This is a genomic window from Streptomyces tagetis, assembly GCF_018069565.1.
Taxonomy (GTDB): Bacteria; Actinomycetota; Actinomycetes; order Streptomycetales; family Streptomycetaceae; genus Streptomyces; species Streptomyces tagetis.
Genome location: NZ_JAGPNL010000007.1, coordinates 296,283 through 318,144 on the forward strand (window position 1 = coordinate 296,283; position 21,862 = coordinate 318,144).

General features: G+C 71.5%; 21 protein-coding genes and 1 tRNA gene. 14 read left to right on the forward strand and 8 right to left on the reverse strand.

What is annotated here, in order from left to right:
* The first annotated feature begins 3 nt into the window (after positions 1 to 3).
* The 5 genes from J5Y05_RS23920 to J5Y05_RS23940 all read left to right on the forward strand — a co-directional run bounded on the left by J5Y05_RS23920 (position 4) and on the right by J5Y05_RS23940 (position 4,552).
* Entirely contained in the window at positions 4 to 783 is a 780-nt protein-coding gene (locus tag J5Y05_RS23920) for a LysM peptidoglycan-binding domain-containing protein (RefSeq protein WP_210875121.1), read from the forward strand.
* A gap of 322 nt (positions 784 to 1,105) precedes the next feature.
* The gene (gene eno / locus J5Y05_RS23925; RefSeq protein WP_210875216.1) at positions 1,106 to 2,392 is read left to right on the forward strand and encodes a phosphopyruvate hydratase; all 1,287 of its coding nucleotides are present in this window, start codon (positions 1,106 to 1,108) and stop codon (positions 2,390 to 2,392) included.
* Positions 2,393 to 2,511: 119 nt separating this feature from the next.
* Entirely contained in the window at positions 2,512 to 2,988 is a 477-nt protein-coding gene (locus J5Y05_RS23930; protein WP_210875122.1) for an FtsB family cell division protein, read from the forward strand.
* Positions 2,989 to 3,017: 29 nt separating this feature from the next.
* Positions 3,018 to 3,590 carry a DUF501 domain-containing protein gene (locus tag J5Y05_RS23935; protein WP_210875123.1) on the forward strand — a complete coding sequence of 191 codons (573 nt, stop codon included), beginning with the start codon at positions 3,018 to 3,020 and terminating at the stop codon, positions 3,588 to 3,590.
* Positions 3,587 to 4,552 carry a Ppx/GppA phosphatase family protein gene (locus J5Y05_RS23940; protein ID WP_210875124.1) on the forward strand — a complete coding sequence of 322 codons (966 nt, stop codon included), beginning with the start codon at positions 3,587 to 3,589 and terminating at the stop codon, positions 4,550 to 4,552. Before J5Y05_RS23935 ends, J5Y05_RS23940 begins: the two co-directional genes overlap by 4 nt.
* A 40-nt stretch (positions 4,553 to 4,592) precedes the next feature.
* Here the strand turns inward: J5Y05_RS23940 and J5Y05_RS23945 are convergent, their stop codons facing one another.
* Positions 4,593 to 4,862 (reverse strand): type II toxin-antitoxin system RelE family toxin, encoded by a 270-nt coding sequence (locus tag J5Y05_RS23945; RefSeq protein WP_210875125.1) that lies wholly within the window; start codon positions 4,860 to 4,862, stop codon positions 4,593 to 4,595.
* Positions 4,859 to 5,131 carry a type II toxin-antitoxin system Phd/YefM family antitoxin gene (locus J5Y05_RS23950; protein ID WP_137302729.1) on the reverse strand — a complete coding sequence of 91 codons (273 nt, stop codon included), beginning with the start codon at positions 5,129 to 5,131 and terminating at the stop codon, positions 4,859 to 4,861. Before J5Y05_RS23950 ends, J5Y05_RS23945 begins: the two co-directional genes overlap by 4 nt.
* Before the next feature lie 726 nt (positions 5,132 to 5,857).
* On the opposite strand from J5Y05_RS23950, the gene J5Y05_RS23955 reads away from it, so the two are divergent.
* Both J5Y05_RS23955 and J5Y05_RS23960 read left to right on the forward strand, forming a co-directional pair.
* A complete protein-coding gene (locus J5Y05_RS23955) occupies positions 5,858 to 7,261 on the forward strand; it encodes an NAD(P)/FAD-dependent oxidoreductase (protein ID WP_210875126.1) in 1,404 nt (467 codons plus the stop codon).
* A 272-nt stretch (positions 7,262 to 7,533) separates the two neighbouring features.
* Positions 7,534 to 8,835: a class I SAM-dependent methyltransferase gene (locus J5Y05_RS23960; RefSeq protein WP_210875127.1), complete on the forward strand. Its 1,302-nt coding sequence runs from the start codon at positions 7,534 to 7,536 to the stop codon at positions 8,833 to 8,835.
* 97 nt (positions 8,836 to 8,932) lie between these two features.
* Here J5Y05_RS23960 and J5Y05_RS23965 read toward each other — a convergent pair whose 3' ends face one another.
* Positions 8,933 to 11,461 carry an ABC transporter permease gene (locus tag J5Y05_RS23965; protein WP_210875128.1) on the reverse strand — a complete coding sequence of 843 codons (2,529 nt, stop codon included), beginning with the start codon at positions 11,459 to 11,461 and terminating at the stop codon, positions 8,933 to 8,935.
* A 162-nt stretch (positions 11,462 to 11,623) separates the two neighbouring features.
* Positions 11,624 to 12,394: an ABC transporter ATP-binding protein gene (locus tag J5Y05_RS23970; protein ID WP_210875129.1), complete on the reverse strand. Its 771-nt coding sequence runs from the start codon at positions 12,392 to 12,394 to the stop codon at positions 11,624 to 11,626.
* A gap of 457 nt (positions 12,395 to 12,851) precedes the next feature.
* On the opposite strand from J5Y05_RS23970, the gene J5Y05_RS23975 reads away from it, so the two are divergent.
* Positions 12,852 to 12,935: transfer RNA gene (locus tag J5Y05_RS23975), tRNA-Leu, on the forward strand.
* Between the two features lie 100 nt (positions 12,936 to 13,035).
* On the opposite strand, the gene J5Y05_RS23980 is transcribed toward J5Y05_RS23975, so the two are convergent.
* From J5Y05_RS23980 to J5Y05_RS23990, 3 genes are all read right to left on the reverse strand, one after another.
* Complete coding sequence (locus tag J5Y05_RS23980; protein ID WP_210875130.1) at positions 13,036 to 13,176, reverse strand: HAD family hydrolase; 141 nt, start codon at positions 13,174 to 13,176, stop codon at positions 13,036 to 13,038.
* Positions 13,177 to 13,486: 310 nt separating this feature from the next.
* The gene (locus tag J5Y05_RS23985; protein ID WP_210875131.1) at positions 13,487 to 14,071 is read right to left on the reverse strand and encodes an HD domain-containing protein; all 585 of its coding nucleotides are present in this window, start codon (positions 14,069 to 14,071) and stop codon (positions 13,487 to 13,489) included.
* Between the two features lie 12 nt (positions 14,072 to 14,083).
* On the reverse strand, positions 14,084 to 15,196 hold the full coding sequence (locus J5Y05_RS23990; protein ID WP_210875132.1) for a helix-turn-helix domain-containing protein: 1,113 nt from the start codon (positions 15,194 to 15,196) through the stop codon (positions 14,084 to 14,086).
* A 420-nt stretch (positions 15,197 to 15,616) separates the two neighbouring features.
* Here J5Y05_RS23990 and J5Y05_RS23995 point away from each other — a divergent pair, with 420 nt between their 5' ends.
* The 6 genes from J5Y05_RS23995 (at position 15,617) to J5Y05_RS24020 (ending at position 20,913) form a co-directional block, all read left to right on the forward strand.
* Positions 15,617 to 16,735, forward strand: a complete 1,119-nt coding sequence (locus tag J5Y05_RS23995; protein WP_210875133.1) for a radical SAM protein — start codon at positions 15,617 to 15,619, stop codon at positions 16,733 to 16,735.
* A 4-nt stretch (positions 16,736 to 16,739) separates the two neighbouring features.
* Positions 16,740 to 16,940: a hypothetical protein gene (locus J5Y05_RS24000; protein ID WP_210875134.1), complete on the forward strand. Its 201-nt coding sequence runs from the start codon at positions 16,740 to 16,742 to the stop codon at positions 16,938 to 16,940.
* Between the two features lie 81 nt (positions 16,941 to 17,021).
* Positions 17,022 to 17,885, forward strand: a complete 864-nt coding sequence (locus J5Y05_RS24005; RefSeq protein WP_210875135.1) for a GNAT family N-acetyltransferase — start codon at positions 17,022 to 17,024, stop codon at positions 17,883 to 17,885.
* Positions 17,886 to 18,198: 313 nt separating this feature from the next.
* Positions 18,199 to 19,374 carry a 4-hydroxybenzoate 3-monooxygenase gene (locus tag J5Y05_RS24010; RefSeq protein WP_210875136.1) on the forward strand — a complete coding sequence of 392 codons (1,176 nt, stop codon included), beginning with the start codon at positions 18,199 to 18,201 and terminating at the stop codon, positions 19,372 to 19,374.
* A 175-nt stretch (positions 19,375 to 19,549) separates the two neighbouring features.
* Entirely contained in the window at positions 19,550 to 20,461 is a 912-nt protein-coding gene (locus J5Y05_RS24015; protein ID WP_210875137.1) for a Bax inhibitor-1/YccA family protein, read from the forward strand.
* Positions 20,462 to 20,601: 140 nt separating this feature from the next.
* Positions 20,602 to 20,913 (forward strand): hypothetical protein, encoded by a 312-nt coding sequence (locus tag J5Y05_RS24020; RefSeq protein WP_210875138.1) that lies wholly within the window; start codon positions 20,602 to 20,604, stop codon positions 20,911 to 20,913.
* 119 nt (positions 20,914 to 21,032) lie between these two features.
* Here J5Y05_RS24020 and J5Y05_RS24025 read toward each other — a convergent pair whose 3' ends face one another.
* Positions 21,033 to 21,842, reverse strand: a complete 810-nt coding sequence (locus J5Y05_RS24025; RefSeq protein WP_210875139.1) for a hypothetical protein — start codon at positions 21,840 to 21,842, stop codon at positions 21,033 to 21,035.
* Positions 21,843 to 21,862: the final 20 nt, after the last annotated feature.

Genomic DNA, 21,862 nt, shown 5'->3' on the forward strand with positions numbered 1-21,862 from the left:
ACCATGCTGTTTTCCGGCAAGGGCAAGCACCGTCGTCCGTCCAAGGCCACCCGTGTGATCGCCGTCGCCGGCGTCACCGGTGCCGCCGTCGCCGCCCCGCTGATGGCGGCCGGCAACGCCTCCGCCGCCACCGCCGCCGAGTGGGACGCCGTCGCCCAGTGCGAGTCGGGCGGCAACTGGTCCATCAACACCGGCAACGGTTACTACGGCGGTCTCCAGTTCTCCGCCTCCACCTGGGCCGCCTACGGCGGGACCCAGTACGCCGCGACCGCCAACCAGGCCAGCAAGGCCCAGCAGATAGCCGTCGCCGAGAAGGTCCTCGCGGGCCAGGGCAAGGGCGCCTGGCCGGTCTGCGGCCGTGGCCTGTCGAGCGCCGCGTACACCGGCGGCACCTCCACCGGCTCCTCGCAGTCGGGCACCTCGCAGTCCACCGGCACCTCGCAGTCCTCCGGCTCCGCCCAGGCGAAGCCGCAGGCCCCCGCGAAGCCGCAGGCCCCGGCCAAGCCGAAGGCGCAGTCCACCGGCTCCTCGCAGAGCCGCGGCGAGCAGCAGTCCTCGCGCTCCACCGAGCGCCCGGCCGCCAAGAAGACCGTCACCACCCCGGCCGGCAAGAAGGTCGAGAAGGGCGACGGCGAGTACGAGGTCGTCAAGGGCGACACCCTCAGCGGGATCGCCGCGAAGCACGGCGTCAAGGGCGGCTGGAACAAGCTCTTCCAGCTCAACAAGGACATCGTCGAGCACGCCGACCTCATCTACCCGGGTCAGCAGCTCCACCTGAAGTAAGGGCCGCAGACGATCCGTCCCGTCCCTTCCGGGCCCCCCGCCCCGGCGCGTGTTCCCCCGTACGCGCCGGGGCGGGGCTCTTTCCGTGTCCGGGTGCCGGGGGAGGGGTTACCGGCGGGAGCGGAGGCGCCGCGGGCGGAGTCTGTGCGCCCCTATTTTGTTCCGGGCAGAAACAATCTACGCTCGGTCCTGTCCGACGGGTGGGCGACCGGCTGGCCGATCGTCCGGAGCCGGTTAGGCTCATCCCGCAGAGCCACAGGCGCGGACCGCGGAGCCACCGCGGCCCGCCACAACGCGTCACATCCCGAGAATGGAGATGCTCGTGCCGTCCATCGACGTCGTCGTAGCCCGGGAAATCCTGGACTCCCGAGGCAATCCCACGGTCGAGGTCGAGGTTGGCCTCGACGACGGCAGCACGGGGCGTGCCGCCGTTCCGTCCGGCGCCTCCACGGGCGCCTTCGAGGCCATCGAGCTTCGTGACGGCGACCCCAACCGCTACCACGGCAAGGGCGTCGAGAAGGCCGTCCTCGCCGTCATCGAGCAGATCGGCCCGGAGCTGGTCGGCTACGACGCCACCGAGCAGCGCCTGATCGACCAGGCCATGTTCGACCTGGACGCCACCGACAACAAGGGCTCCCTCGGCGCCAACGCCATCCTCGGCGTCTCCCTCGCCGTCGCCCACGCCGCCTCCGAGGCGTCCGACCTGCCCCTCTTCCGCTACCTGGGCGGTCCCAACGCGCACCTGCTGCCGGTGCCGATGATGAACATCCTGAACGGCGGCTCGCACGCCGACTCCAACGTGGACATCCAGGAGTTCATGATCGCCCCGATCGGCGCGGAGTCCTTCTCCGAGGCCCTGCGCTGGGGCACCGAGGTCTACCACACCCTCAAGAAGGTCCTGAAGAGCAAGGGCCTGGCCACCGGCCTCGGCGACGAGGGCGGCTTCGCCCCCGACCTGGGCTCCAACCGCGAGGCGCTCGACCTCATCCTGGAGGCGGTCAAGGAGGCCGGCTACACCCCCGGCGAGCAGATCGCCCTCGCGCTCGACGTCGCCGCGTCCGAGTTCTACAAGGACGGCTCCTACGTCTTCGAGGGCAAGGAGCGCACCGCCGCCGAGATGACCGACTACTACGCCGAGCTGGTCGAGGCGTACCCGCTGGTCTCCATCGAGGACCCGCTCTTCGAGGACGACTGGGAGGGCTGGCAGACCATCACCGAGCGCCTGGGCGACAAGGTCCAGCTCGTCGGTGACGACCTGTTCGTCACCAACCCCGAGCGGCTGGCCCGCGGCATCGAGGACGGCGCCGCCAACGCCCTGCTGGTCAAGGTGAACCAGATCGGCTCGCTGACCGAGACCCTGGACGCGGTCGAGCTGGCCCAGCGCAACGGCTTCAAGTGCATGATGTCCCACCGCTCCGGCGAGACCGAGGACGTCACCATCGCCGACCTCGCCGTCGCCACCAACTGCGGCCAGATCAAGACCGGCGCCCCGGCCCGTTCCGAGCGCGTCGCCAAGTACAACCAGCTCCTGCGCATCGAGGAGATCCTCGACGACGCCGCGGTCTACGCGGGCCGCAGCGCCTTCCCGCGGTTCCGCACCGCGCAGTGAGCACCGCGACAGCCGCGGCCTAGGCAGCGACGTCCGTACGTCCCCGTACCCGGTCCCGTACCGTGTGCGGGGACGTACGCACGTAGGACGACGCACCAGCCGAACGGGAGGCGCGGGACATGGCGGTGAAGGAGCGGGACCGGTTCTCCACCGCGACCAGGATCAGGCTGCTGGGCGAGCAGACCGCGGCCCGGGTCTACCGCTCGCAGACCAAGCGCCAGGCCCGCCGCTCCCGGCTCACCGGCCGCGCCGCGCTGCTCGCCATGGTCCTCTGCTCCCTGGTGGTGGCCCTCGCCTACCCGATACGGCAGTACGTCGCCCAGCGCGCCGAGATCGCCGACCTGCGCCAGGAGCAGCAGCGCGCCCGGGGCCGCGTCGAGGAGCTGCGCGATCTGAAGGCCCGCTGGCAGGACGACGCCTACGCCGAGCAGCAGATCCGGCAGCGGCTGCACTACGTGCTGCCGGGGGAGAAGGGCTTCGTCGTCGTCGGCCCCGACGCCTCCGAGCCCTCCCGGGGCGACGACGGCGCCGACGACCGCCCCTGGTACAGCAACCTCTGGGACGGCGTCGACAAGTCCGACGCCCGGGACCAGTGAACCGACAGAGAGACATCCGGAAGACAGTCATGCAGACCCCTCCGCCGCCCACCCCGCGCACCGAACCCACCGACGCGGACGTCCGGGCGTTCCGGCAGCAGCTCGGACGCCCCCCGCGCGGGCTGCGGGCCATCGCGCACCGCTGCCCCTGCGGACAGCCGGACGTCGTGGAGACGGCACCCCGGCTGCCCGACGGCACGCCCTTCCCCACGCTGTACTACCTGACGTGCCCGAAGGCCGCCTCCGCCATCGGCACGCTGGAGGCGAACGGCGTGATGAAGGAGATGACCGAGCGGCTGGCCGCCGACCCCGAACTGGCCGGCGCCTACCGGGCCGCGCACGAGGACTACATCCGGCGGCGCGACGAGATCGAGGAGCTGACCGGCTTCCCCAGCGCGGGCGGCATGCCCGACCGCGTCAAGTGCCTGCACGTCCTGGTCGCCCACTCGCTGGCGGCCGGACCCGGCGTCAACCCGCTGGGCGACGAGGCCCTCGCCCTGCTGCCCGAGTGGTGGCGCAAGGGCCCGTGCGTCACCCTCGACGGCGCCGACGCCGCCGAGGGCACCCACGACACCGACGAGAACGAGGGGGAGCGCCGGTGACCCGGGTTGCCGCCATCGACTGCGGAACCAACTCCATCCGCCTGCTGGTCGCCGACGCCGACCCGGCCACCGGCGTCCTGACCGACCTGGACCGGCGCATGACCATCGTGCGGCTCGGCCAGGGCGTCGACCGCACCGGCAGGCTGGCGCCCGAGGCGCTGGAGCGCACCTTCGCCGCCTGCCGCGAGTACGCGCGGGCCATCGAGGGGCACGGCGCCGGCCGGCTCCGCTTCGTGGCGACCTCCGCCTCCCGGGACGCCGAGAACCGCGACGACTTCGTGCGCGGGGTGCGGGAGATCCTCGGCGTGGAGCCCGAGGTCATCACCGGGGACGAGGAGGCCGCGTTCTCCTTCACCGGCGCCACCCGCGAGCTGGCCGGGCGCACCGCGTCCGCGGACCGGGTCGGCGGGCCCTACCTCGTCGTGGACATCGGCGGCGGCTCCACCGAGTTCGTCGTCGGCGACGACCGGGTGCGCGCGGCCCGCTCCGTGGACGTCGGCTGCGTACGGATGACCGAACGTCACCTGGTGCGCGACGGGGTGGTGGCCGACCCGCCCACCGAGGAGCAGGTCGCCGCGATGCGGGCCGACATCGAGGCCGCCCTCGACACGGCCGAGCGGTCGGTGCCGCTGCGCGAGGCGCGCACCCTGGTGGGGCTCGCCGGGTCGGTGACGACGGTCTCCGCGATCGCGCAGGACCTCCCCGCGTACGACTCGGCCGCCATCCACCACTCCCGCGTCTCCCGGGACCGGATCCGCGAGATCACCGGCCGGCTGCTGCGCGCCACCCACGCCGAGCGCGCGGCCATCCCCTCGCTCCACCCGGGCCGCGTCGACGTGATCGGGGCGGGCGCCCTCGTCCTGCTCTCGATCATGGAACGCACGGGCGCCGAGGAGGTCGTCGTCAGCGAACACGACATCCTCGACGGCATCGCCTATTACGCGGCCGAGTCGCCTTCGTAGGCCATCCTCGACGGGACCGGATGGTCTTTGGCCTGACCGCCTACAGGTTGCGGTACACGTCCCGGCGGTCGCCCACCTTGACGACGAGGATGACGAGTTCACCATCGTTGATCTGGTAGGCGACCCGGTAGCTTCCGACCCGGAGCCGGTAGAGCCCGGACGGGCCGGTGAGCTTCTTGACGTCGGCGTCCTCGCGGTACGGGTCGTCACCGAGCGCGGTCAGCGCGGTCAGGATGCGCATGGCGTCGGGCCGGCTGACGGCCCGGAGCTGCCGCTGTGCCGCCGTGGTGAATCGGAAGGCGTACTTCACGCCGCCTCGCCGTCCTGCTCGGTGAACAGGTCTGCCAGCAGTTCCGCCATCGTCACTGTGGGACCGCCCTCGGCCAGGACCGCTTCGGCTTCGCGCGCCAGCATGACGTCGGCCGCTTCCTCCAGCGCTTCGAAGTCCGCGATCGGGACTACGGCTGCCACCGGAGCGCCGTTGCGCGTGATGACGGTCGGAACGCCTTCCTCGGCCCGGTTGATGTGGTCGGCGAGGTGCGCGCGGGCTTCCCGTACGGTCACGGTGTTCTCAGTCATGAGACGAGTGTACGCGCTCACGTGTACACGCGGCCCGGTTCGGGAGTCGCGTTCGTGAGCGATGCTCGACGGCATCGCCTGGTCCCTGGCCTGAGCGTCTACCGGCTGCGGTGGGCGTCCCGCCGGTCGCCCACCTTGACGACGAGGACGACGGGTTCGTTCTCCGTCATGAGAAAAGCGTACGCGCGCACGTGTACGCACGCTCTGGGCGGGAGAGCGCTCGGTTGACATGTGCATCGGCCTGCCAGGGGTGTCCGGCCCCGCCGGAAAGGGGCTCTCGGGGGCGGCCCGGCCCGTGGTTCCTACTGGCTGGTAGCCTCCCGCTGAGCAGGGCGGTTGGCATCTGAGCGGGCCCCGGGGAGCCCCGGAAAGGGCCCTTGGGGGCACTCCGCGGAGGAAACTTCGTGAAGTTCTTCACAAGGAAATCAGCCCTGATGGGCGTCAAAACCACGAGGGCTGACCCTTTTGGGGGGTCAACTGCCGTTTGAACGTGTTCAGGTCGGTGTCGCGGGGGGTCGCGGAAACCCTCTTCCGGGGCGCCGTACGGCCCGCCGGAAGGTGCGGATGAGCAGCTCACGCGGCCTTGACAAGGGGGCAGACCACCCACCGGTTCCCCCCTCCGTCATGATCTTGGTCACGGGGGTCGCGGATGGTAACACAAGGCCCGACCAACCTTGTGAAGGGGCGCACTAACCACCCCCCACGGGCAGGTGGATACTCGATGGCATGAGCACCACGGAGCGTCCCAGGATCCTCGTAGTAGGCGGTGGGTACGTAGGCCTGTACGCAGCTCGACGCATCCAGAAGAAGATGCGTTACGGCGAGGCGACCGTCACCGTCGTCGACCCGCGGTCGTACATGACCTACCAGCCCTTCCTCCCCGAAGCCGCCGCCGGCAACATCTCCCCGCGGCACGTCGTCGTCCCCCTGCGGCGCGTGCTTCCCAAGGCGGAGGTCCTCACCGGCCGGGTCACCACCATCGACCAGGACCGCAAGGTCGCCACGATCGCCCCGCTGGTCGGCGACGCGTACGAGCTGCCGTTCGACTACCTGGTCATCGCCATGGGCGCGGTCTCCCGCACCTTCCCGATCCCCGGCCTCGCCGAGCAGGGCATCGGCATGAAGGGCATCGAGGAGTCCATCGGACTGCGCAACCACGTCCTGGAGCAGCTCGACAAGGCCGACTCCACCACGGACGAGGAGATCCGGCGCAAGGCGCTCACCTTCGTCTTCGTGGGCGGCGGCTTCGCCGGCGCGGAGACCATCGGCGAGGTCGAGGACATGGCCCGCGACGCCGCCAAGTACTACCGGAACGTCTCCCGTGACGACATGCGCTTCATCCTCGTCGACGCGGCCGACAAGATCCTCCCCGAGGTGGGTCCCAAGCTCGGCCAGTACGGCAAGGAGCACCTGGAGAGCCGCGGCGTCGAGATCTACCTGTCCACCTCCATGGACTCCTGCGTCGACGGCCACGTGGTGCTGAAGAACGGCCTGGAGGTCGACTCCGGCACGATCGTGTGGACCGCGGGCGTCAAGCCCAACCCGGCGCTGTCCCGCTTCGGCCTGCCGCTCGGCCCCCGCGGCCACGTCGACGTCGACCCGACCCTCCAGGTCAAGGGAACCGACTACGTCTGGGCCGCGGGCGACAACGCCCAGGTGCCCGACCTCGTCGGCCGCAAGGCGGGCAACGAGAACGCCTGGTGCCCGCCGAACGCCCAGCACGCGCTGCGCCAGGCCAAGACCCTCGGCGACAACGTCATCTCCGGCATGCGGGGCTTCCCGCAGAAGGAGTACAGCCACGCCAACAAGGGCGCGGTGGCGGGCCTCGGCCTGCACAAGGGCGTCGCGATGATCGTCGTCGGCAAGGTGAAGATCAAGCTCAAGGGCCGGCTCGCCTGGTACATGCACCGCACCTACCACGGCCTGGCGATGCCGACCTTCAACCGGAAGATCCGCGTCTTCGCGGACTGGACGCTCGCCATGTTCCTCAAGCGCGAGGTCGTCTCCCTCGGCGCGATCGAGACTCCCCGCGAGGAGTTCTACGAGGCCGCCAAGCCGGCCCCGGCCGCCGCGCCGAAGACCGAGCCCGCCCCGAAGTCCGCGGAGTCGGAGAAGGCCACCGCCTCCTGACCCCCGGTCACCAGCAGTCCCCGAAGGGGCCACCCGCCATCCGTGGTGCGGGCGGCCCCTTCGCCCGTTCCGCACCCGGCACGACGCCGGGCCCGGCAAGTCTCCCCGCCCCCCGGGGCCGAGCCGGCGCCCGGCGCGGGCGGGCGTTACCGGAAGGGTGACATGGGCACCCATTTTGCCCAGCCGTGACTTCGTGGCGGGACTGTTCGGCGGGTCCCCGGGTGTTTACGTGGTGTTGGACATTCCGGGATCGTTCATCACGGAGGTACGCCATGGCTGACGCCGCGCTGCGGCTGCAGAACCTCTTCGAACAGTTGCTGGGAACCCCCCTCGCGGTGCGTATCCGCGCCTGGGACGGTTCCGAGGCCGGGCCGCCGGGGGCGCCCACGCTCGTCGTCCGCAACCGCAGGGCCCTGCGCCGTCTCCTCTTCAAGCCGGGCGAACTCGGCCTCGCCCGCGCCTGGGTGGCCGGCGACCTCGACATCGACGGGGACCTCTACGCCGCCCTCGCGTCGCTCGCCGGCCTCGTCTGGGAGCGCGGCGAGGACGCCCCCGGGCTGCTGGCCTCGCTGCGCGACCCCGGGGCGCGGGCCGCCGCCCGGGGGCTGCTGCGGCTCGCCGGGCCGCCGCTGCCGCCCGCCCCGCCGCCGGAGGAGATCCGCCGGGTCCGCGGCAACCTGCACACCCGCCGCACCGACCGCCGCGCCATCAGCCACCACTACGACGTCGGCAACGACTTCTACGAGCTGGTCCTCGGCCCGTCCATGGTCTACTCCTGCGCCTACTGGAGCGCCCCCGAGGCCGAGGGCGGCACCCTGGAGGACGCCCAGCGCGACAAGCTCGAACTCGTCTGCCGCAAACTCGACCTGAGCCCCGGTCAGCGCCTCCTGGACGTCGGCTGCGGCTGGGGCTCCCTGGCGATCCACGCCGCCCGCGAGCACGACGTGCGGGTCGTCGGCGTCACCCTCTCCCAGGAACAGGCCGCGTACGCCCGCAAGCGGGTCGCCGAGGAGGGGCTGACCGACCGGGTGGAGATCCGCGTCCAGGACTACCGGGACGTCGCCGACGGCCCCTACGACGCCATCTCCTCCCTCGGCATGGCCGAACACGTCGGCGCCGAACCGTACCTGCGCTACGCAGGCGACCTGTTCCGGCTGCTCAGGCCGGGCGGCCGGCTGCTGAACCACCAGATCGCCCGGCGCCCCCAGGGCGACGAGTCCGCCTACACCGTCGACGCCTTCATCGACGCGTACGTCTTCCCCGACGGCGAACTGGCCCCGGTCGGCACCACCGTCACCCAACTGGAGCGCGCCGGGTTCGAGGTGCGCGACGTCGAGTCGATCCGCGAGCACTACGCGCTGACCCTGCGCCGCTGGGTCGCCAACCTGGAGTCCGAGTGGGCGGCGGCCACCCGCATGGTCAGCCCCGGCCGCGCCCGCGTCTGGCGCCTCTACATGGCCGCCTCCGCGCTCGCCTTCGAACGCAACCGCATCGGCGTCAACCAGGTCCTCGCCGTGAAGACCCCCGAGTCGGGCCGCTCCGGCCTGCCCTTGCGCTCCCGCACCTGGAACTGAGCCCCACCGGGCCGGTGTTCGGACGAGGGCCCCGCCGCCGTGGGTACGGCAGCGGGGCCCTCGCACGTCGCGCCGCGCACGGCGTCCGGCGTACCGGCTACTCCGCCTTGATCGCCTCCAGCATGTTCAGCCGGGCGGCCCGCCTCGCCGGCCAGAGCGCCGCGAGGATGCCCACCACGGCGGCCAGCAGCAGGAAGAGGGCCATCCGGTCCCACGGCAGGACCAGTTCGTACGTCGGTATCGCCGTACCCATCAGCTCACCGGCGGCCCAGCCGAAGAACACGCCGAGGCCGATGCCGAGCACCCCGCCGAACAGGGAGATCACCAGGGACTCCAGGCGCACCATCCGCTTCACGCCCCGCCGGTCCAGGCCGACCGCCCGCAGCATGCCGATCTCCTGGGAGCGCTCGAAGACCGACATGGCCAGGGTGTTGATGACGCCGAGGACCGCCACGATCACGGCCATGGCGAGCAGCCCGTAGAGCATGTTCAGCAGCAGCGTGAAGATCTGCGCGATCTCCTCGGAGATGTCCTTCTTGGTCTGGATCTTGATCGCCGGGTTGGTGCCGAGCGCCTCGCGCAGCCCGTCCCTGGCCGCGTCCGAGGTGCCGGCCGCGGTCTTGACCAGCACCAGCATGTCGGACGGCTCGGACACGTGCGGGGCGAGGGTGGCGTTGTCGACCATGATGCCGCGCAGCATGTCGTTGCCCTCGTACACCCCGGCGACCGTCAGCCGCTGCTTCTCGCCGTCGCCGTATGCGGCGGTGAAGGACGAGCCGGCCCGCCAGTCGTGCTCCTTGGCGGTGTCCTCGTCGACGATCACGTCGGTGCCGCCGATCCGGAAGGCGCCGTCCGCCACCGCGAGGTCGGTCAGCTCGCCGAAGACCGAGCCGTTGACGCCGGTGAGGTACTCGGTGCGCTCGTCGATGCGGGAGGCGGCGTTGCGCAGGGGGCTGGTGGCGGTGACGCCCTCGGCGGTGCGCAGCTTCTCGCCGACGTCCGGGGAGAGGTCGTTGCCGTTGGCCATGGAGACCACGTAGTCGGCCTTGATCGCCGCCGACGCCATCTTGTCGATGGAGGTCTGGAGGCTGCTCGCCATCACCGTCATGCCGGTGATCAGGGTCAGGCCGATCATCAGCGCCGAGGCGGTGGCGGCGGTGCGGCGCGGGTTGCGCACCGCGTTCTGCCGGGCCAGCTTGCCGGCGACGCCGAAGACCCGCAGCACCGGTCCGGCGGCGGCGATCAGCGGCCGGGACAGCAGCGGCGTCAGGATGAAGACGCCGATGATCAGCAGCACCGCGCCGAGGGCCATCGGGGCCTGCCCGTCCGAGCCGTCCATGGTCGTCGCCGCGAGGACCACGGCGATGCCGGCGCCGGTGAACAGGGCGCCCAGGACGTTGCGCACCACCAGCGACTTGGCCGTGGCGGCGGCGTGCACGCTGCTCATCGCGGCGACCGGCGGGATCTTCGCCGCGCGGCGGCCCGGCAGCCACGCGGCCAGCATCGTGATCAGGATGCCGACGGCGAGGGCGGCGGCGACCGTCTGCCAGGTGACCACCAGCGGCCCGTCGGGCATGGTGGCGCCCATCGCGTTCATCAGGGAGCGCAGCAGCGCGCCGATGCCGACACCGGCCGCCAGTCCGGTCACCGCGGCGACCGCGCCGACCGCGAACGCCTCGATCAGCACCGACCGGGTCACCTGACGGCGGGAGGCGCCCACCGCCCGCATGAGGGCCAGTTCCTTGGTGCGCTGGGCGACGAGCATGGTGAAGGTGTTGGCGATGATGAAGGTGCCGACGAAGAGCGCGATACCCGCGAAGACCAGCAGCCCCTGCTTCATCCCGCTCATCGAGGCGGCGATCATCTCGGCCTGGACGCTCGCGAGTTCGCCGCCGGTGGTGGTCTCCACCAGGCCCTTGGGCAGCGCCTCGTCGAGCTGCTTCTTGAGGGCCGCCTCGCTGACGCCCGGCTTGGCCTTGACGTCGATCTCGTCGAAGGTGCCCGGCTTGCCGAACAGCTTCTGCGCGGTCGGCGTGTCGAACAGGGCGAGGCTGCCGCCGGCGGCGACCGTGCCGTCGTCGGTGGTGAAGACGCCGGCGATCCTCGGGGTGAGGACGGGGCCGTTCACCGAGAGGCGCACGGTGTCGCCGACGGTGTACCCGGAGTGCTCGGCGGTGCGGGAGTCGATGAGGATCTCGCCCTCGCCGCGCGGGGCCTTTCCGGCGACCAGCGGATACCGGGGGTCCTCGGTGCCCCAGTAGTTGCCGCCGAGGGTGCTGAAGCCGTCGCCGATCAGCTTGCCGTCCCGGTCGGCGATGGCGGTGAAGCCGCCGACCACGCCGAGGGCGGACTCGGCGCCGGGCACCCGGGCGCTGTCGTCGAGCACCGCCTGCGTCAGCTCGGGCACCGTGCCGACCTTGTCGCCCTCGGCGTCCTGGTAGGAGGCGCGGACGGCCACGTCGACGTGGGCGAAGCCCTTGGCCGAGCTGTTCTGGAGGGCGTCGGAGAGGGTGTTGGTGAAGACCAGGCTGCCCGACACGAACGCCACGCCGAGCATCACGGCGAGCACGGTCATCAACAGCCTGGCCTTGTGCGCGAACACGTTGCGCAAGGCGGTACGGAACATGGGTCTTCTCTGTCCGGAGGTACGTGCGGGAAGGGGGGCGGGCGTGAGCGCGCGCGGGGCGCGGGGCGCGGGAGGCGGGATGGGGCGCGCGAGTTGCGGCGCGCGGGATGCGGGGCTGCGGGCGCCGGCTCGTACGGCCCCCGGCCCCGGCCCCGGGACGCGTCAGCTCGTGCGGCCCTTGGCGTCGAACCGCTTCATGCGGTCCAGCACCGAGTCGGCCGTCGGCGCGTGCACCTCGTCGACGATGCGTCCGTCGGCGAGGAAGACCACCCGGTCCGCGTAGGCGGCGGCCACCGGGTCGTGGGTCACCATGACGACCGTCTGGCCCATCTCCCGCACGGAGTTGCGCAGGAAGCCCAGCACCTCGGCGCCGGAACGGGAGTCCAGGTTGCCGGTGGGCTCGTCCCCGAAGATGATCTCCGGCCGGGAGGCGAGCGCGCGGGCCACGGCGACGCGCTGCTGCTGTCCGCCGGAGAGCTGGGAGGGGCGGTGCCCGAGCCGGTCGGCCAGCCCGACCATCCCGATCACCGAGTCCAGCCACTCCCGGTCCGGCTTGCGGCCCGCGATGTCCATCGGCAGGGTGATGTTCTCCAGCGCGGTCAGCGTCGGCAGCAGGTTGAACGCCTGGAAGATGAAGCCGATCTTGTCCCGGCGCAACTTGGTGAGCTGCTTGTCCTTCAGGGAGCCCAGCTCGGTCTCGCCGATGCGCACGGAGCCGGAGGAGAAGGTGTCCAGCCCCGCGACGCAGTGCATCAGCGTGGACTTGCCGGAACCGGACGGACCCATGATCGCGGTGAACTCGGCCTGGCGGAAGTCGACGGAGACCTGGTCCAGGGCGACCACCCGGGTCTCGCCCTGGCCGTAGATCTTGGACAGCTCCGTGGCGCGTGCGGCCACGGTGGTGGACCGGTCGGCGAGGGATGCGGTGGTCACGGAAGGGCGCTCCTGTCGGTACGGAGGATCGGTACGGAGGATCGGTACGAAGGGATCGGTACGGGGGCCGGTACGGAGACCGGTGGAGGGGACGTTCTCCATCGTCCCGGCGCCGGGAGGCCGGGGCGTCAGCCGCTGCTCCCGTTCCCGGGGGAGACTCCGGTCGGACGGCGCGGGCCCGTGTCATACCTGGGGAGGACGAGCACCCCTGACGGGCCCCAGGGGGGCGCGCGATGTGAGAACGGGGCGCGCGCCCTTGTCGAGACGGTGAAATTCCGTCATTCCGCATGCACGCCCGGTTGCCGCGCGCCAGGCTGTTGGCAAGTGCGGATGGCCTACCCACGAAGCTGATGCACCCTCAGGCGCCAATAAAATAAGACAACATCGGTCCTCCCGCCCGCTGTTCGGCGGGGGTGTCCCGATAGGGTCAAGGCACGAGACGCGGAGCCCATGGCCTGCCCGGATGGTGGAATGCAGACACGGCGAGCTTAAACCTCGCTGCCCCTTCGCGGGCGTGCCGGTTCAAGTCCGGCTCCGGGCACAACCTCCCAAAGCGGCGCGAACAGCACAAAGCCGCTCGGGGGGCATCCCCCTCCCTCCCCTCCCCGCACACACGCCTCCCCGCGGGGCCGGCCCAGGCGTCACACCCCGATGGCGGCCAGCACCGTGTCCGTATCGGTGAGGCCGTCCAGTACGCCGTCCGCGTCGTGGAGGTCACCGGCCGAGGCCCGCCCGGTGGCGACACCGATCACCCGCACGCCCACCGCCCGGCCGCCTGCCACGTCCGCCGGGTGACCTCGCGGTCAGCGTTGCCACCCGCAGGCAGGTCACGTCGCTCGCCCGACCGCCCGCCTTGCCCTCGTACTGCCGCCCCTGTGCCCCCGGTGACCGAGCTGGACACCTCTGCCCGTGCCTGCCGTGGTGACCAGCGCGGCCCGTGCGCCGAAGTGCCACCGGATCACCCACAACTACGGCTAGGGAGCGCGTAGTCCGCTGTACGGCCAGTGCCACGTCGAGGCCGTCACGAGATACGGCCCGCTCTTGGGCGGCGCATGGTCGTCCTCCACCGCCCAGGACGACCGGGCAGCCAGGTCAGCGCTTCGTTTCGCCGAGGGCGGTGCGGAGCCAGTCGAGGGAACCGGTCTCCAGGACGGCGTCCGCGAGGGCCTGGCCGCTCTTGGTGACGATCCGGCCGCGGCTGTTGTCGATCCACCGCTGAGCGTTCTCATATCCCCGGGCTCGGTATTCGATGCCTTGGATCATGCACTCCAGCTTGTCGGCGTCCCTGGCGCACACCGCCTCGGGGGACTCGCGCGCCTCGTACTCGCCGATCAGGCCGGTCACGGCACGCGCCAATGCCTCGGGCATGCCGGTGACCTGATCGGCTGCGATCGCGCGCGGGTCGGCTTCGCCGTCGGTGTACTTCTTGCCGAGGTGGTTGACGTCCCCGGTCCGGGTCTCGCCCGTGTCGTGCCAGACGGCGAGGAACGCGGCCCGCGCCGGGTCGGCGCCCTCCAGCTTCGCGATGATCGACGCGATCAGGCTGGTGCGCCACGAGTGCTCGGCCACCGACTCGGGGTCCCGGACGCCCGCCATCCACCATCCGGTGCGCTTCGTCTGCTTGAGCGTCCCCGCCTCGTAGAGGAAGTTCGCCACCGCGGAAAGGTCGTCTGACACTTCGGGCTCCTCTCACGCCTCGGCGAGGCGGATTGCGTAGCGGATGCTCTCCAGCTCCCGTCTGCCACGTGGCGAGAGCTCCCGGCTATCCAACATGATCGGTAGCCGGTCGCGCAGGGCGCGGGAGGCAGCTCCTGAGCGCAGGAGGTCGGGCCGGAGCTGGAGCAGGGACCACACGGTGTGGATGTTGAGGCCCACGTATCCGTGCTCGGGTGCGATGCCCTGGACGAGGTGGTCGAGCAGCCGGTCTCCGGGCCAGCGGCGCGGCGTCCGGGCGGCGATGAAATCGTCGGACAGCTCTACGTGCTGCATCTCGCCGACCCAGTACGCCCAGTAGTTGAGGTTGGCGGCCTCGCCTGCGTCGTCGTGGAGGGCCGTGTCGATCCAGTGGTCCATGCGGTCGCGGTCGCCCTGGCGGGCGGCGACGGCTGCCACGGAACGGCCGTTGAGCCAGTTCGTGAGCCAATCGTCGGGGCGCTCGGTCCTTTGCTGGTGGGCGAGCCAGTCGGCGGTGTCCGTGGTGGTGTCGTACCCGGACAGGTAGAGGGCCTGGCGGCGCAGCAGGAACCGGCCGGGGCCGCGGGCCTGCTCGGCGGTGGTCCGCATCCGTGTGAAGAAGCGCCGGCGCTCTGCGCCGGTGAGCTGTGGCCCGGACGGCGTTGGTCCGCGCCGGGGCCGGGCAGAGGCGGGCAGGGTCCGCACCGGCTCCGGGGGCACGCCGTTGAGGGGCCAGGCCAGCACGGCGGCCAGCTCGCGCTGCATCACCATCACCGCGAGGGGGCTCTCCTCGACGCGGGCCTCCTCGTCGAGGACGGTTGCGAGGAGGACGTCTGCCTCGAGGGCCCGCTCCCACGCCTGGAGCAGAGCGGCCGAGGCACTCATCAACATCAGCTTGTGCCGGTACGTGAGCATCTGCTTGTACGGAACGGAGGTCAGCGGCCGGCGCGCTGTCTCCCACCCCGCGACGGTGTCCAGGCTCACGCCCAGGTACTCGGCCTCCTCCTCCTGCGTGTAGCCCTGCTGCTCCCTTATGACGCGCAGGACGTAGCCGGAGATGAGGCCGGCGCGGGGACGCGGAGGCGTTCCCGTACTGGTGGTCTGGGTTCGGTCAGGGCTAGGCCGCATGGGGTGTCCATCCCGACGGTTAGAGCTCAAGTCACCTGTACTCGCAGTCAGTTCCAGCCCCGACCTGCGGTTTCTAGTGTCGAGGCCATCACGCGACCGAGCGTAGAGGGAGGCAGCGAGACATGGGACCCGTTCGGCAAGGCGACGGCTCGAAGGTGGCAGTCGTGACCACCGCGGGTGCGCTGGTGCAGGACCGGGACAGGGCCGTCTCGAACTGGCTGCTCACCGCTGCGGACAACGGCGACCGGGCCCAGAAAAATGCCGTGCTCTGTCCGCGATCTGCTCGCACGAGGAAGAGACCGGGCAACTCGCGGCCATGGCTCTTCCGTCCACACCGTCCTGACAGTCGGCCTTCCGCTCCTGCCCGTGCTGCCCGGTGCGTACGGCCGGGAGCGGCACCAACCCACCCGGGGAGTCTTCTTGCACTCTGTGATCGCCAGCCCGTTCCTGGAACAGCACACGCTCGTGAGGCCAGGCAGCCGTGGCGGGGCCCTCCTGCCAGAGGTCCGGTACGAGGAACTGCGTACCCATGACCCCGCCGAGCCTGCCCCGGCCTGGCTCGTCGACGCGGTCCGCGGACAGTGGCCCGACCTCGATGTGACCAACCGGCCGTCCGGCGAATACCTCCTCGTCCGGCAGCCGTCCTCCTGGGGCTACGGCAAGGCGTCCTGGGAGGTCAACCTCGGCTGTAACTACGACTGCAAGCACTGCTACCTCGGACTGAAGATGCAGTCCGGGATGCCGTGGAAGGACAAGCGGCGCTGCCTGGACGTCATGGCCGAGGCCGGCGTGCTCTTCCTCCAGGTCACCGGTGGCGAGCCCACCATCGACAAGGACTTCATGCGGTCCTACCGGCACGCGTTCGAGCTGGGCATGATGATCACGGTCTCGACCAACGGGTCGCTGCTGTGGCGGGAGAACCTGCTGCGCCTCTTCCGGGAGTGCCCGCCCTACCGTGTCACCGTCTCCATGTACGGGGCGACCAAGGCCAGTTACGACGCGCTGACGCAGCGCATGGGCGCCTGGGACCAGTTCGTGCAGGGCATGAACGCCGCCCGCCACGCCCGGCTGCCGCTGCGCATGAGCATCGTCGTCACCGAGGACAACGGCCACGAGGAACGGGACATGGTCGACCTGTGCCAGCGGTGGGGCGTCGAGTACGAGGTCTTCACCAACATGACGCCCACCATCTACGGCGGGGGTGAAGTCCTGACCGCGCAGTCCAAGGAGCACCTGCGCGTCCGCAAGCAGTTCACCGGCTGCAACGCCGGTCACACCTTCTTCCACATGGACCCGCACGGCCTGGTGTCCATCTGCAAGATCGGCCGCGACGACCAGATCAGCCTGCCCCACGAGGGGATCGAGGGCTTGGCCCGGCTGGGCGCGATCGCGGACCGCCTGATGCTTCGCACTGGAGGCTGCTCGGGATGCAGCCTGGCCAGCTCCTGCCGCGTGTGCAGGCCGCTGGCCAAGCACTACCAGGAGGCGAAGGCCCCGCCGGTGGCGTACTGCCGGCACGGAGACAAGAAAGCAGGGTGAACAGATGACCGCTGTAGCCGTCGAGATCTCGCCGCGGCGCCCGCTGCCGGACGACGGGCCGACTCAGACCGGCCGGCCGTACCTGACGCGTCCCGTTTTGGCGCAGGCGGAGCCCGTGACCCGGATCTCCGCAGTGACCGACTTGGACACCGTCATGGACAGCGCCAAGTGCTCGTGCGCCGCCGGCGACGACAACCCGCACTAGCCGTCACCTGACCGGCCGCAGGCTCCGGGACAGTTCGCGCCGGGGCCTGCGGCGTGTGTGCGGCGTGGGTAGCGTGCCGTCATGCGCTTGCACTGGGGCTGGATCGAGCCCGTGATGCCCGTGCCGTACGTGCCCACCCTCGGACCCGCGCGCTGGGATGACCCGCTCCATGAACTCCTGGAGGCCGTGGTGGACAGCGCCGGTACCGGCCGCTTCCTCCCGCACGACAAGGACCGCCGCTGGGCCGAGACCAAGGCCGAACGGGTCCTGGTCGACGCGATCGAGCACGGCCAGGCGCAGACCTTCGTCCCGACCCTCGCCGAGCGCGGCCGGGGCGTCGTCAAGGTCCACGTCTACGGGGCGCCGGACAGCCTGTCGGCCGGCGCCGACTTGGCCCGGAAACTGGCCCCCGCCCACGGCGCGGCCAAGGCCCGGATCGTGTGGTTCCTTGGTCCCGACCAGCCCGACGCGTACGCCCAGGGGACGCGCGTCCAGCTCAAGGACTTCACCGCCGGGCCCGGGGATGCGCCTGGAGTGCCGGTCCAGGAGTACAAGGAACTGCCCGAGGATGCCGGGTTCCAGGCGTTCGCCATGGCGATGGCCGAGGACGGGTTCGCGTTCCTGTACGGACAGATGCAGGCCGGGACGGTCGGCCCCGTCCTGACCGTGCTCCACGACGGGCTGGTGGCCGGCGCCATCGGTCCGATGGAGACCATGAACGACGCCCGGGGGTACGCGCGACTACTGCCCCAGTACTTCGGTGTCCTGCCCCGGCATCGAGGCCGCGGCTACGGGCGGGCCCTGTGGCGCGCAGCAATGCACTGGGGGCACCAGCACGGGGCCGCCTACCAACTCCTGCAGACCGAGGTCGGGGGCGCCTCAGACCGGCTCTGCCGGGCCGAGGGCCTGGCCTCGCTGGGGTTCGTCAACCAAGCCGACGTGTAGGCCGGCGCCGCGCCGGTAGGGACGCGGTCGGTGCTCTGCCGCCACCGTCACCGACCAGAAGAGAAATGCCCGCCCGCTCCCCAGAGGACCAGGTCTGCCACCGGGTCTTCCTCTCGCGGGGGACGCGGGGTGCCCGCTGCGCGGGCCGGGCAAGGGGCGGCCATGGTCGCAGCAGACGCCCCCGCAGGGGACCGGTATGGCGTGAACCGTTGACAGGTGGGGGGTAGGGGCTGAGACTCACGGGTGGTAGATGGTGAAGGAAACTTCACTGTGCGAACAACGCGCGGCGACGCACGACCGAAAGGAACGACCGATGCGCACCACCGTCGGCATCATCGGAGCCGGCCCCGCCGGGCTCCTCCTCGCCCGGCTGCTCCACAACGCGGGGATCGACTCGGTCGTCCTGGAGAGCCGCGACCGCGACTACGTCGAGCGGCGGCAGCGCGCCGGCATCCTGGAGCAGGGCACCGTGGACGTGCTCCGCGAGGCCGGCGCGGGGGAGCGGATGGACCGCGAGGGGCTGCGCCACGACGGCATCGAGCTGCGCTTCGGCAAACGGCGCCACCGTGTCGACTTCCCCGCCCTCACCGGCGGCAAGTCCGTGATGGTCTACGCCCAGACCGAGGTCTGCAAGGACCTCATCGCCCTCCAGCTCAAGGACGGCGGCCCGCTCCTCTTCGAGGCCGAGGCGCTCGCCGTCGAGGGCGCCGAGACCGACCGTCCCCGGGTCCGCTTCCGGCACGAGGGCGTGGAGGACGTCCTCGAATGCGACTACGTCGTCGGCTGCGACGGCTTCTGGGGCGTCGCCCGCCGGGCGTTCCCCGCGGAGCTGAGCCGTACCTTCGAGCGGACGTACCCCTTCGGGTGGCTCGGCATCCTCGCCGACGTCGCCCCCTCGCACGACGAGCTGGTCTACGCCCGCCACGACCGCGGCTTCGCCCTGCTCTCCATGCGCTCCCCGTCCGTCTCCCGCCTCTACCTCCAGGTGCCCGAGGGCACCGACGCCGAGGAGTGGAGCGACGAGCGGATCTGGGACGAGCTGGACCGCCGCTTCGAGACCGCCGACGGCTGGACGCTGGAGCGCGGCCCGATCACCCAGAAGTCCGTCACGCCGATGCGCTCCTACGTCCACGAGCCGATGCGCCACGGCCGCCTCTTCCTCGCGGGTGACGCGGCTCACATCGTGCCGCCCACCGGCGCCAAGGGCCTCAACCTCGCCGTCGGAGACGTCGTCACCTTCGCCCGCGCCCTGACGCACCGTGACGAGACGGGCTCGGACGAGCTGCTCGACGCCTACTCCGCCACCTGCCTGCGCCGCGTCTGGCAGGCCGAGCGGTTCTCGTACGACATGACGACCATGCTGCACCGCGACCCCGAGGCGAACGGCTTCGATCTGCGCCTCCAACTCGCCCGGCTGGAGCGCGTCACCGCCTCCCGCGCCGCCGAGACCGACCTCGCCGAGTCCTACACGGGCTTCCCGATCGGCTGAACGGGTCCCGGCACGGGGCGGCGCACGTCCCCCCGGCCGTGAGGGGAATCACCGTTGCGCGTAGCGTGTGGCCCGGCAGGGTGAGGGAAAGATCCTCCGCAGGCAGTAGGGTCAAGCCTTTGCCGTTCTATTACTCTTGAGCCAAGGCTGCGCCGTGTGGCCATGGAGGAGTGAAATGAGGAGCAGAAACCCGGTCTTCTCGCGACGGGGGTTCAGCCGCGACAACGGCTACGCGGGCTTCAACGCCGCGCCGCAGGCCGGGGGTCCCGCCGTCGCCACGCAGGGCAACCCGTACGCGCAGGGCGCCCCGTACGCCCAGCCGGCCGGCAACCCCTACGCGCAGAACCCGTACGCGCAGCAGGACCTGCAGCACGGTGCGCCGCCCCAGGCGCCCGCGGCCACCGGCCGGATGACGATGGACGACGTCGTCGTCCGCACGGCGAGCACGCTCGGCCTGCTGGTCGTCACCGCCGCGCTCGCGTGGGCGCTGCTGCCCGTCGACGAGGCCAACATCGGCCGCGCCTACGGCGTCGGCATCGGTGCGGCGGTCATCGGCATGGTGCTGGCGTTCGTGCAGTCCTTCAAGCGCAAGGCGTCGCCCGCGCTGATCCTGGCGTACGCGGCGTTCGAGGGCGTCTTCCTCGGCGTGGTGTCCAACATCGTGGACACCCACATCGCCAGCGGCGCCGCCATGCAGGCCGTGATCGGCACGATGGCGGTCTTCGTCGGCGTGCTGATCGCCTACAAGGCCGGCTGGATCCGCGTCAACCGCCGTTTCTACGGCTTCGTGATGGCCGCCGCGCTCGGCTTCGTGCTGCTCATGATGGTGAACATGCTGTTCGCCGTCTTCGGCGGCGGTGACGGCCTCGGCTTCCGCAGCGGCACGCTCGGCATCGTCTTCGGCATCGTCGGCATCCTCCTCGGCGCCTGCTTCCTCGCCCTGGACTTCAAGCAGGTCGAGGACGGCATCGCCTACGGCGCCCCGCGCGAGGAGGCATGGCTCGCCGCCTTCGGCCTCACGCTGACGCTGGTCTGGATCTACATGGAGTTCCTGCGGCTCATCTCGATCCTCAACAGCAGCGACTGACGTCCTCCGGGCGACGCCGCGTACGAAGGGCCCCGGACCGGGTACGGTCCGGGGCCCTCGTCGTCCCCCGGACCGCCCGGGGGCGCCCGTGGCCGGGGGTGCGCTGGCACCGGCCGCGCGGGGCCGCGTACGCTCGCGCCGTGGTGGATACGACGCCTTTGACCCGTGCCGTGGACGACTTCGCCGACCGCCTGCGGGCCGCCCCGCAGAGCCGGCTGCAACGGGGGGCCGCCGCCGAGGCGCTGGGGCTGGCCCGCGAGTTGGCCCGGTGGGCCCAGAGCGTGGAGGAGCCGGGCGCGGAGCCCCGGGAGATGCCGGACGCGGGGATGTTCGCGGCGGCCGACCAGATCGCCGTCGCCGCACACGACCTGGCCCTCGTCCTCCAGGACGAGGGCCAGGTGGCGGAGGCGGCGGGACTGGTCCACGAGGCCCGCGGACGGGCCGGGGTCTGACACCGGGTCGGGCGCGTACGGGGGAGTCTTCGCCGTCCGTGTCGAGCGGCCTGCCCGGAAACGGAGACCGGCCGCGGGACCACAGCGACGGGGACTACCGGGACTACCGGGTTCCGGGACTACAGGGACGCGATGACCCGGTCGGCCAGGATGTAGACGGTCTCCTCGCCGCAGGCGAAGGTCAGGGTGTAGGCGCCGGAGATGCCCGAGCCGCCCAGCAGGTACGGGGCGGCCCCCGCGTGCAGCGCGTCGGCCAGGCGCTCGGAGGTCTCGCGGTGGCCCGGCGTCATGCACAGGGTGGTGCCGTCGGCGAAGACGTACACGTCGAGCGTGCCCAGCGGGCCGGGGCGCACGTCCGTCAGCGGAACCTCGGCCGCGGCCAGTTCCTCCAGCGTGTCGACGGTGTGCTCGTGATCGTTGACGACCGGCGAGGGGTTGGGCACGAAGTCCGGGTGGGAGGGGTGCCGGCGCCGGGCGGCGGCCAGCTCCGCCGACTCCTTCGGGGCGTCCTCCTGGACGGCGTCCCCGGGAGCCTCGTCGAAGCCGGGGCCCTGCTCGACCACCGGCTCCAGACCGGCGAGGTCCGCCTGCCGGGGCAGGAACAGCTCGCTGTCGGACAGGCCCAGCAGCAGCGGGGCGTCGGAGGCGTCGCGCGCCTCCTGCGCGGCCCAGAACGCGCGCGCCTCGGCCAGCTCACGCTCCCGTTCCTCGGCGAGCGCGGCGGCGACGGCGGCGCGGATCTCGTCGGTGTCCGCGGTGGTGCGGGCGGCGGGGACGCGGCCCCGCGCGTCGGCTGTCCTGCTCTCGGTCAGCTCGGCGTGCAGGGCCGCCACCTGGCGGCGCAGCACCAGTACGGCGCGCAGGACGGCGACGCCCACGGCGCCGGTGGCTGCCGTGGTGAGCAGCAGGGCGATCGATATGGCGCTCACTGACATACTCCCGGTTCAAA

Bases quoted from the DNA above. Each gene is read 5' to 3' on its own strand.
- J5Y05_RS24000 (WP_210875134.1), top strand. From the start codon at position 16,740: ATGACCGCTGTAGCCGTCGAGATCTCGCCGCGGCGCCCGCTGCCGGAC.
- J5Y05_RS23930 (WP_210875122.1), top strand. From the start codon at position 2,512: ATGGCGGTGAAGGAGCGGGACCGGTTCTCCACCGCGACCAGGATCAGG.
- J5Y05_RS24005 (WP_210875135.1), top strand. From the start codon at position 17,022: ATGCGCTTGCACTGGGGCTGGATCGAGCCCGTGATGCCCGTGCCGTAC.
- J5Y05_RS23990 (WP_210875132.1), bottom strand. From the start codon at position 15,196: ATGCGGCCTAGCCCTGACCGAACCCAGACCACCAGTACGGGAACGCCT.
- J5Y05_RS23955 (WP_210875126.1), top strand. From the start codon at position 5,858: ATGAGCACCACGGAGCGTCCCAGGATCCTCGTAGTAGGCGGTGGGTAC.
- J5Y05_RS23960 (WP_210875127.1), top strand. From the start codon at position 7,534: ATGGCTGACGCCGCGCTGCGGCTGCAGAACCTCTTCGAACAGTTGCTG.
- J5Y05_RS23965 (WP_210875128.1), bottom strand. From the start codon at position 11,461: ATGTTCCGTACCGCCTTGCGCAACGTGTTCGCGCACAAGGCCAGGCTG.
- J5Y05_RS24015 (WP_210875137.1), top strand. From the start codon at position 19,550: ATGAGGAGCAGAAACCCGGTCTTCTCGCGACGGGGGTTCAGCCGCGAC.
- J5Y05_RS23935 (WP_210875123.1), top strand. From the start codon at position 3,018: ATGCAGACCCCTCCGCCGCCCACCCCGCGCACCGAACCCACCGACGCG.
- J5Y05_RS24010 (WP_210875136.1), top strand. From the start codon at position 18,199: ATGCGCACCACCGTCGGCATCATCGGAGCCGGCCCCGCCGGGCTCCTC.
- J5Y05_RS23920 (WP_210875121.1), top strand. From the start codon at position 4: ATGCTGTTTTCCGGCAAGGGCAAGCACCGTCGTCCGTCCAAGGCCACC.
- J5Y05_RS23950 (WP_137302729.1), bottom strand. From the start codon at position 5,131: ATGACTGAGAACACCGTGACCGTACGGGAAGCCCGCGCGCACCTCGCC.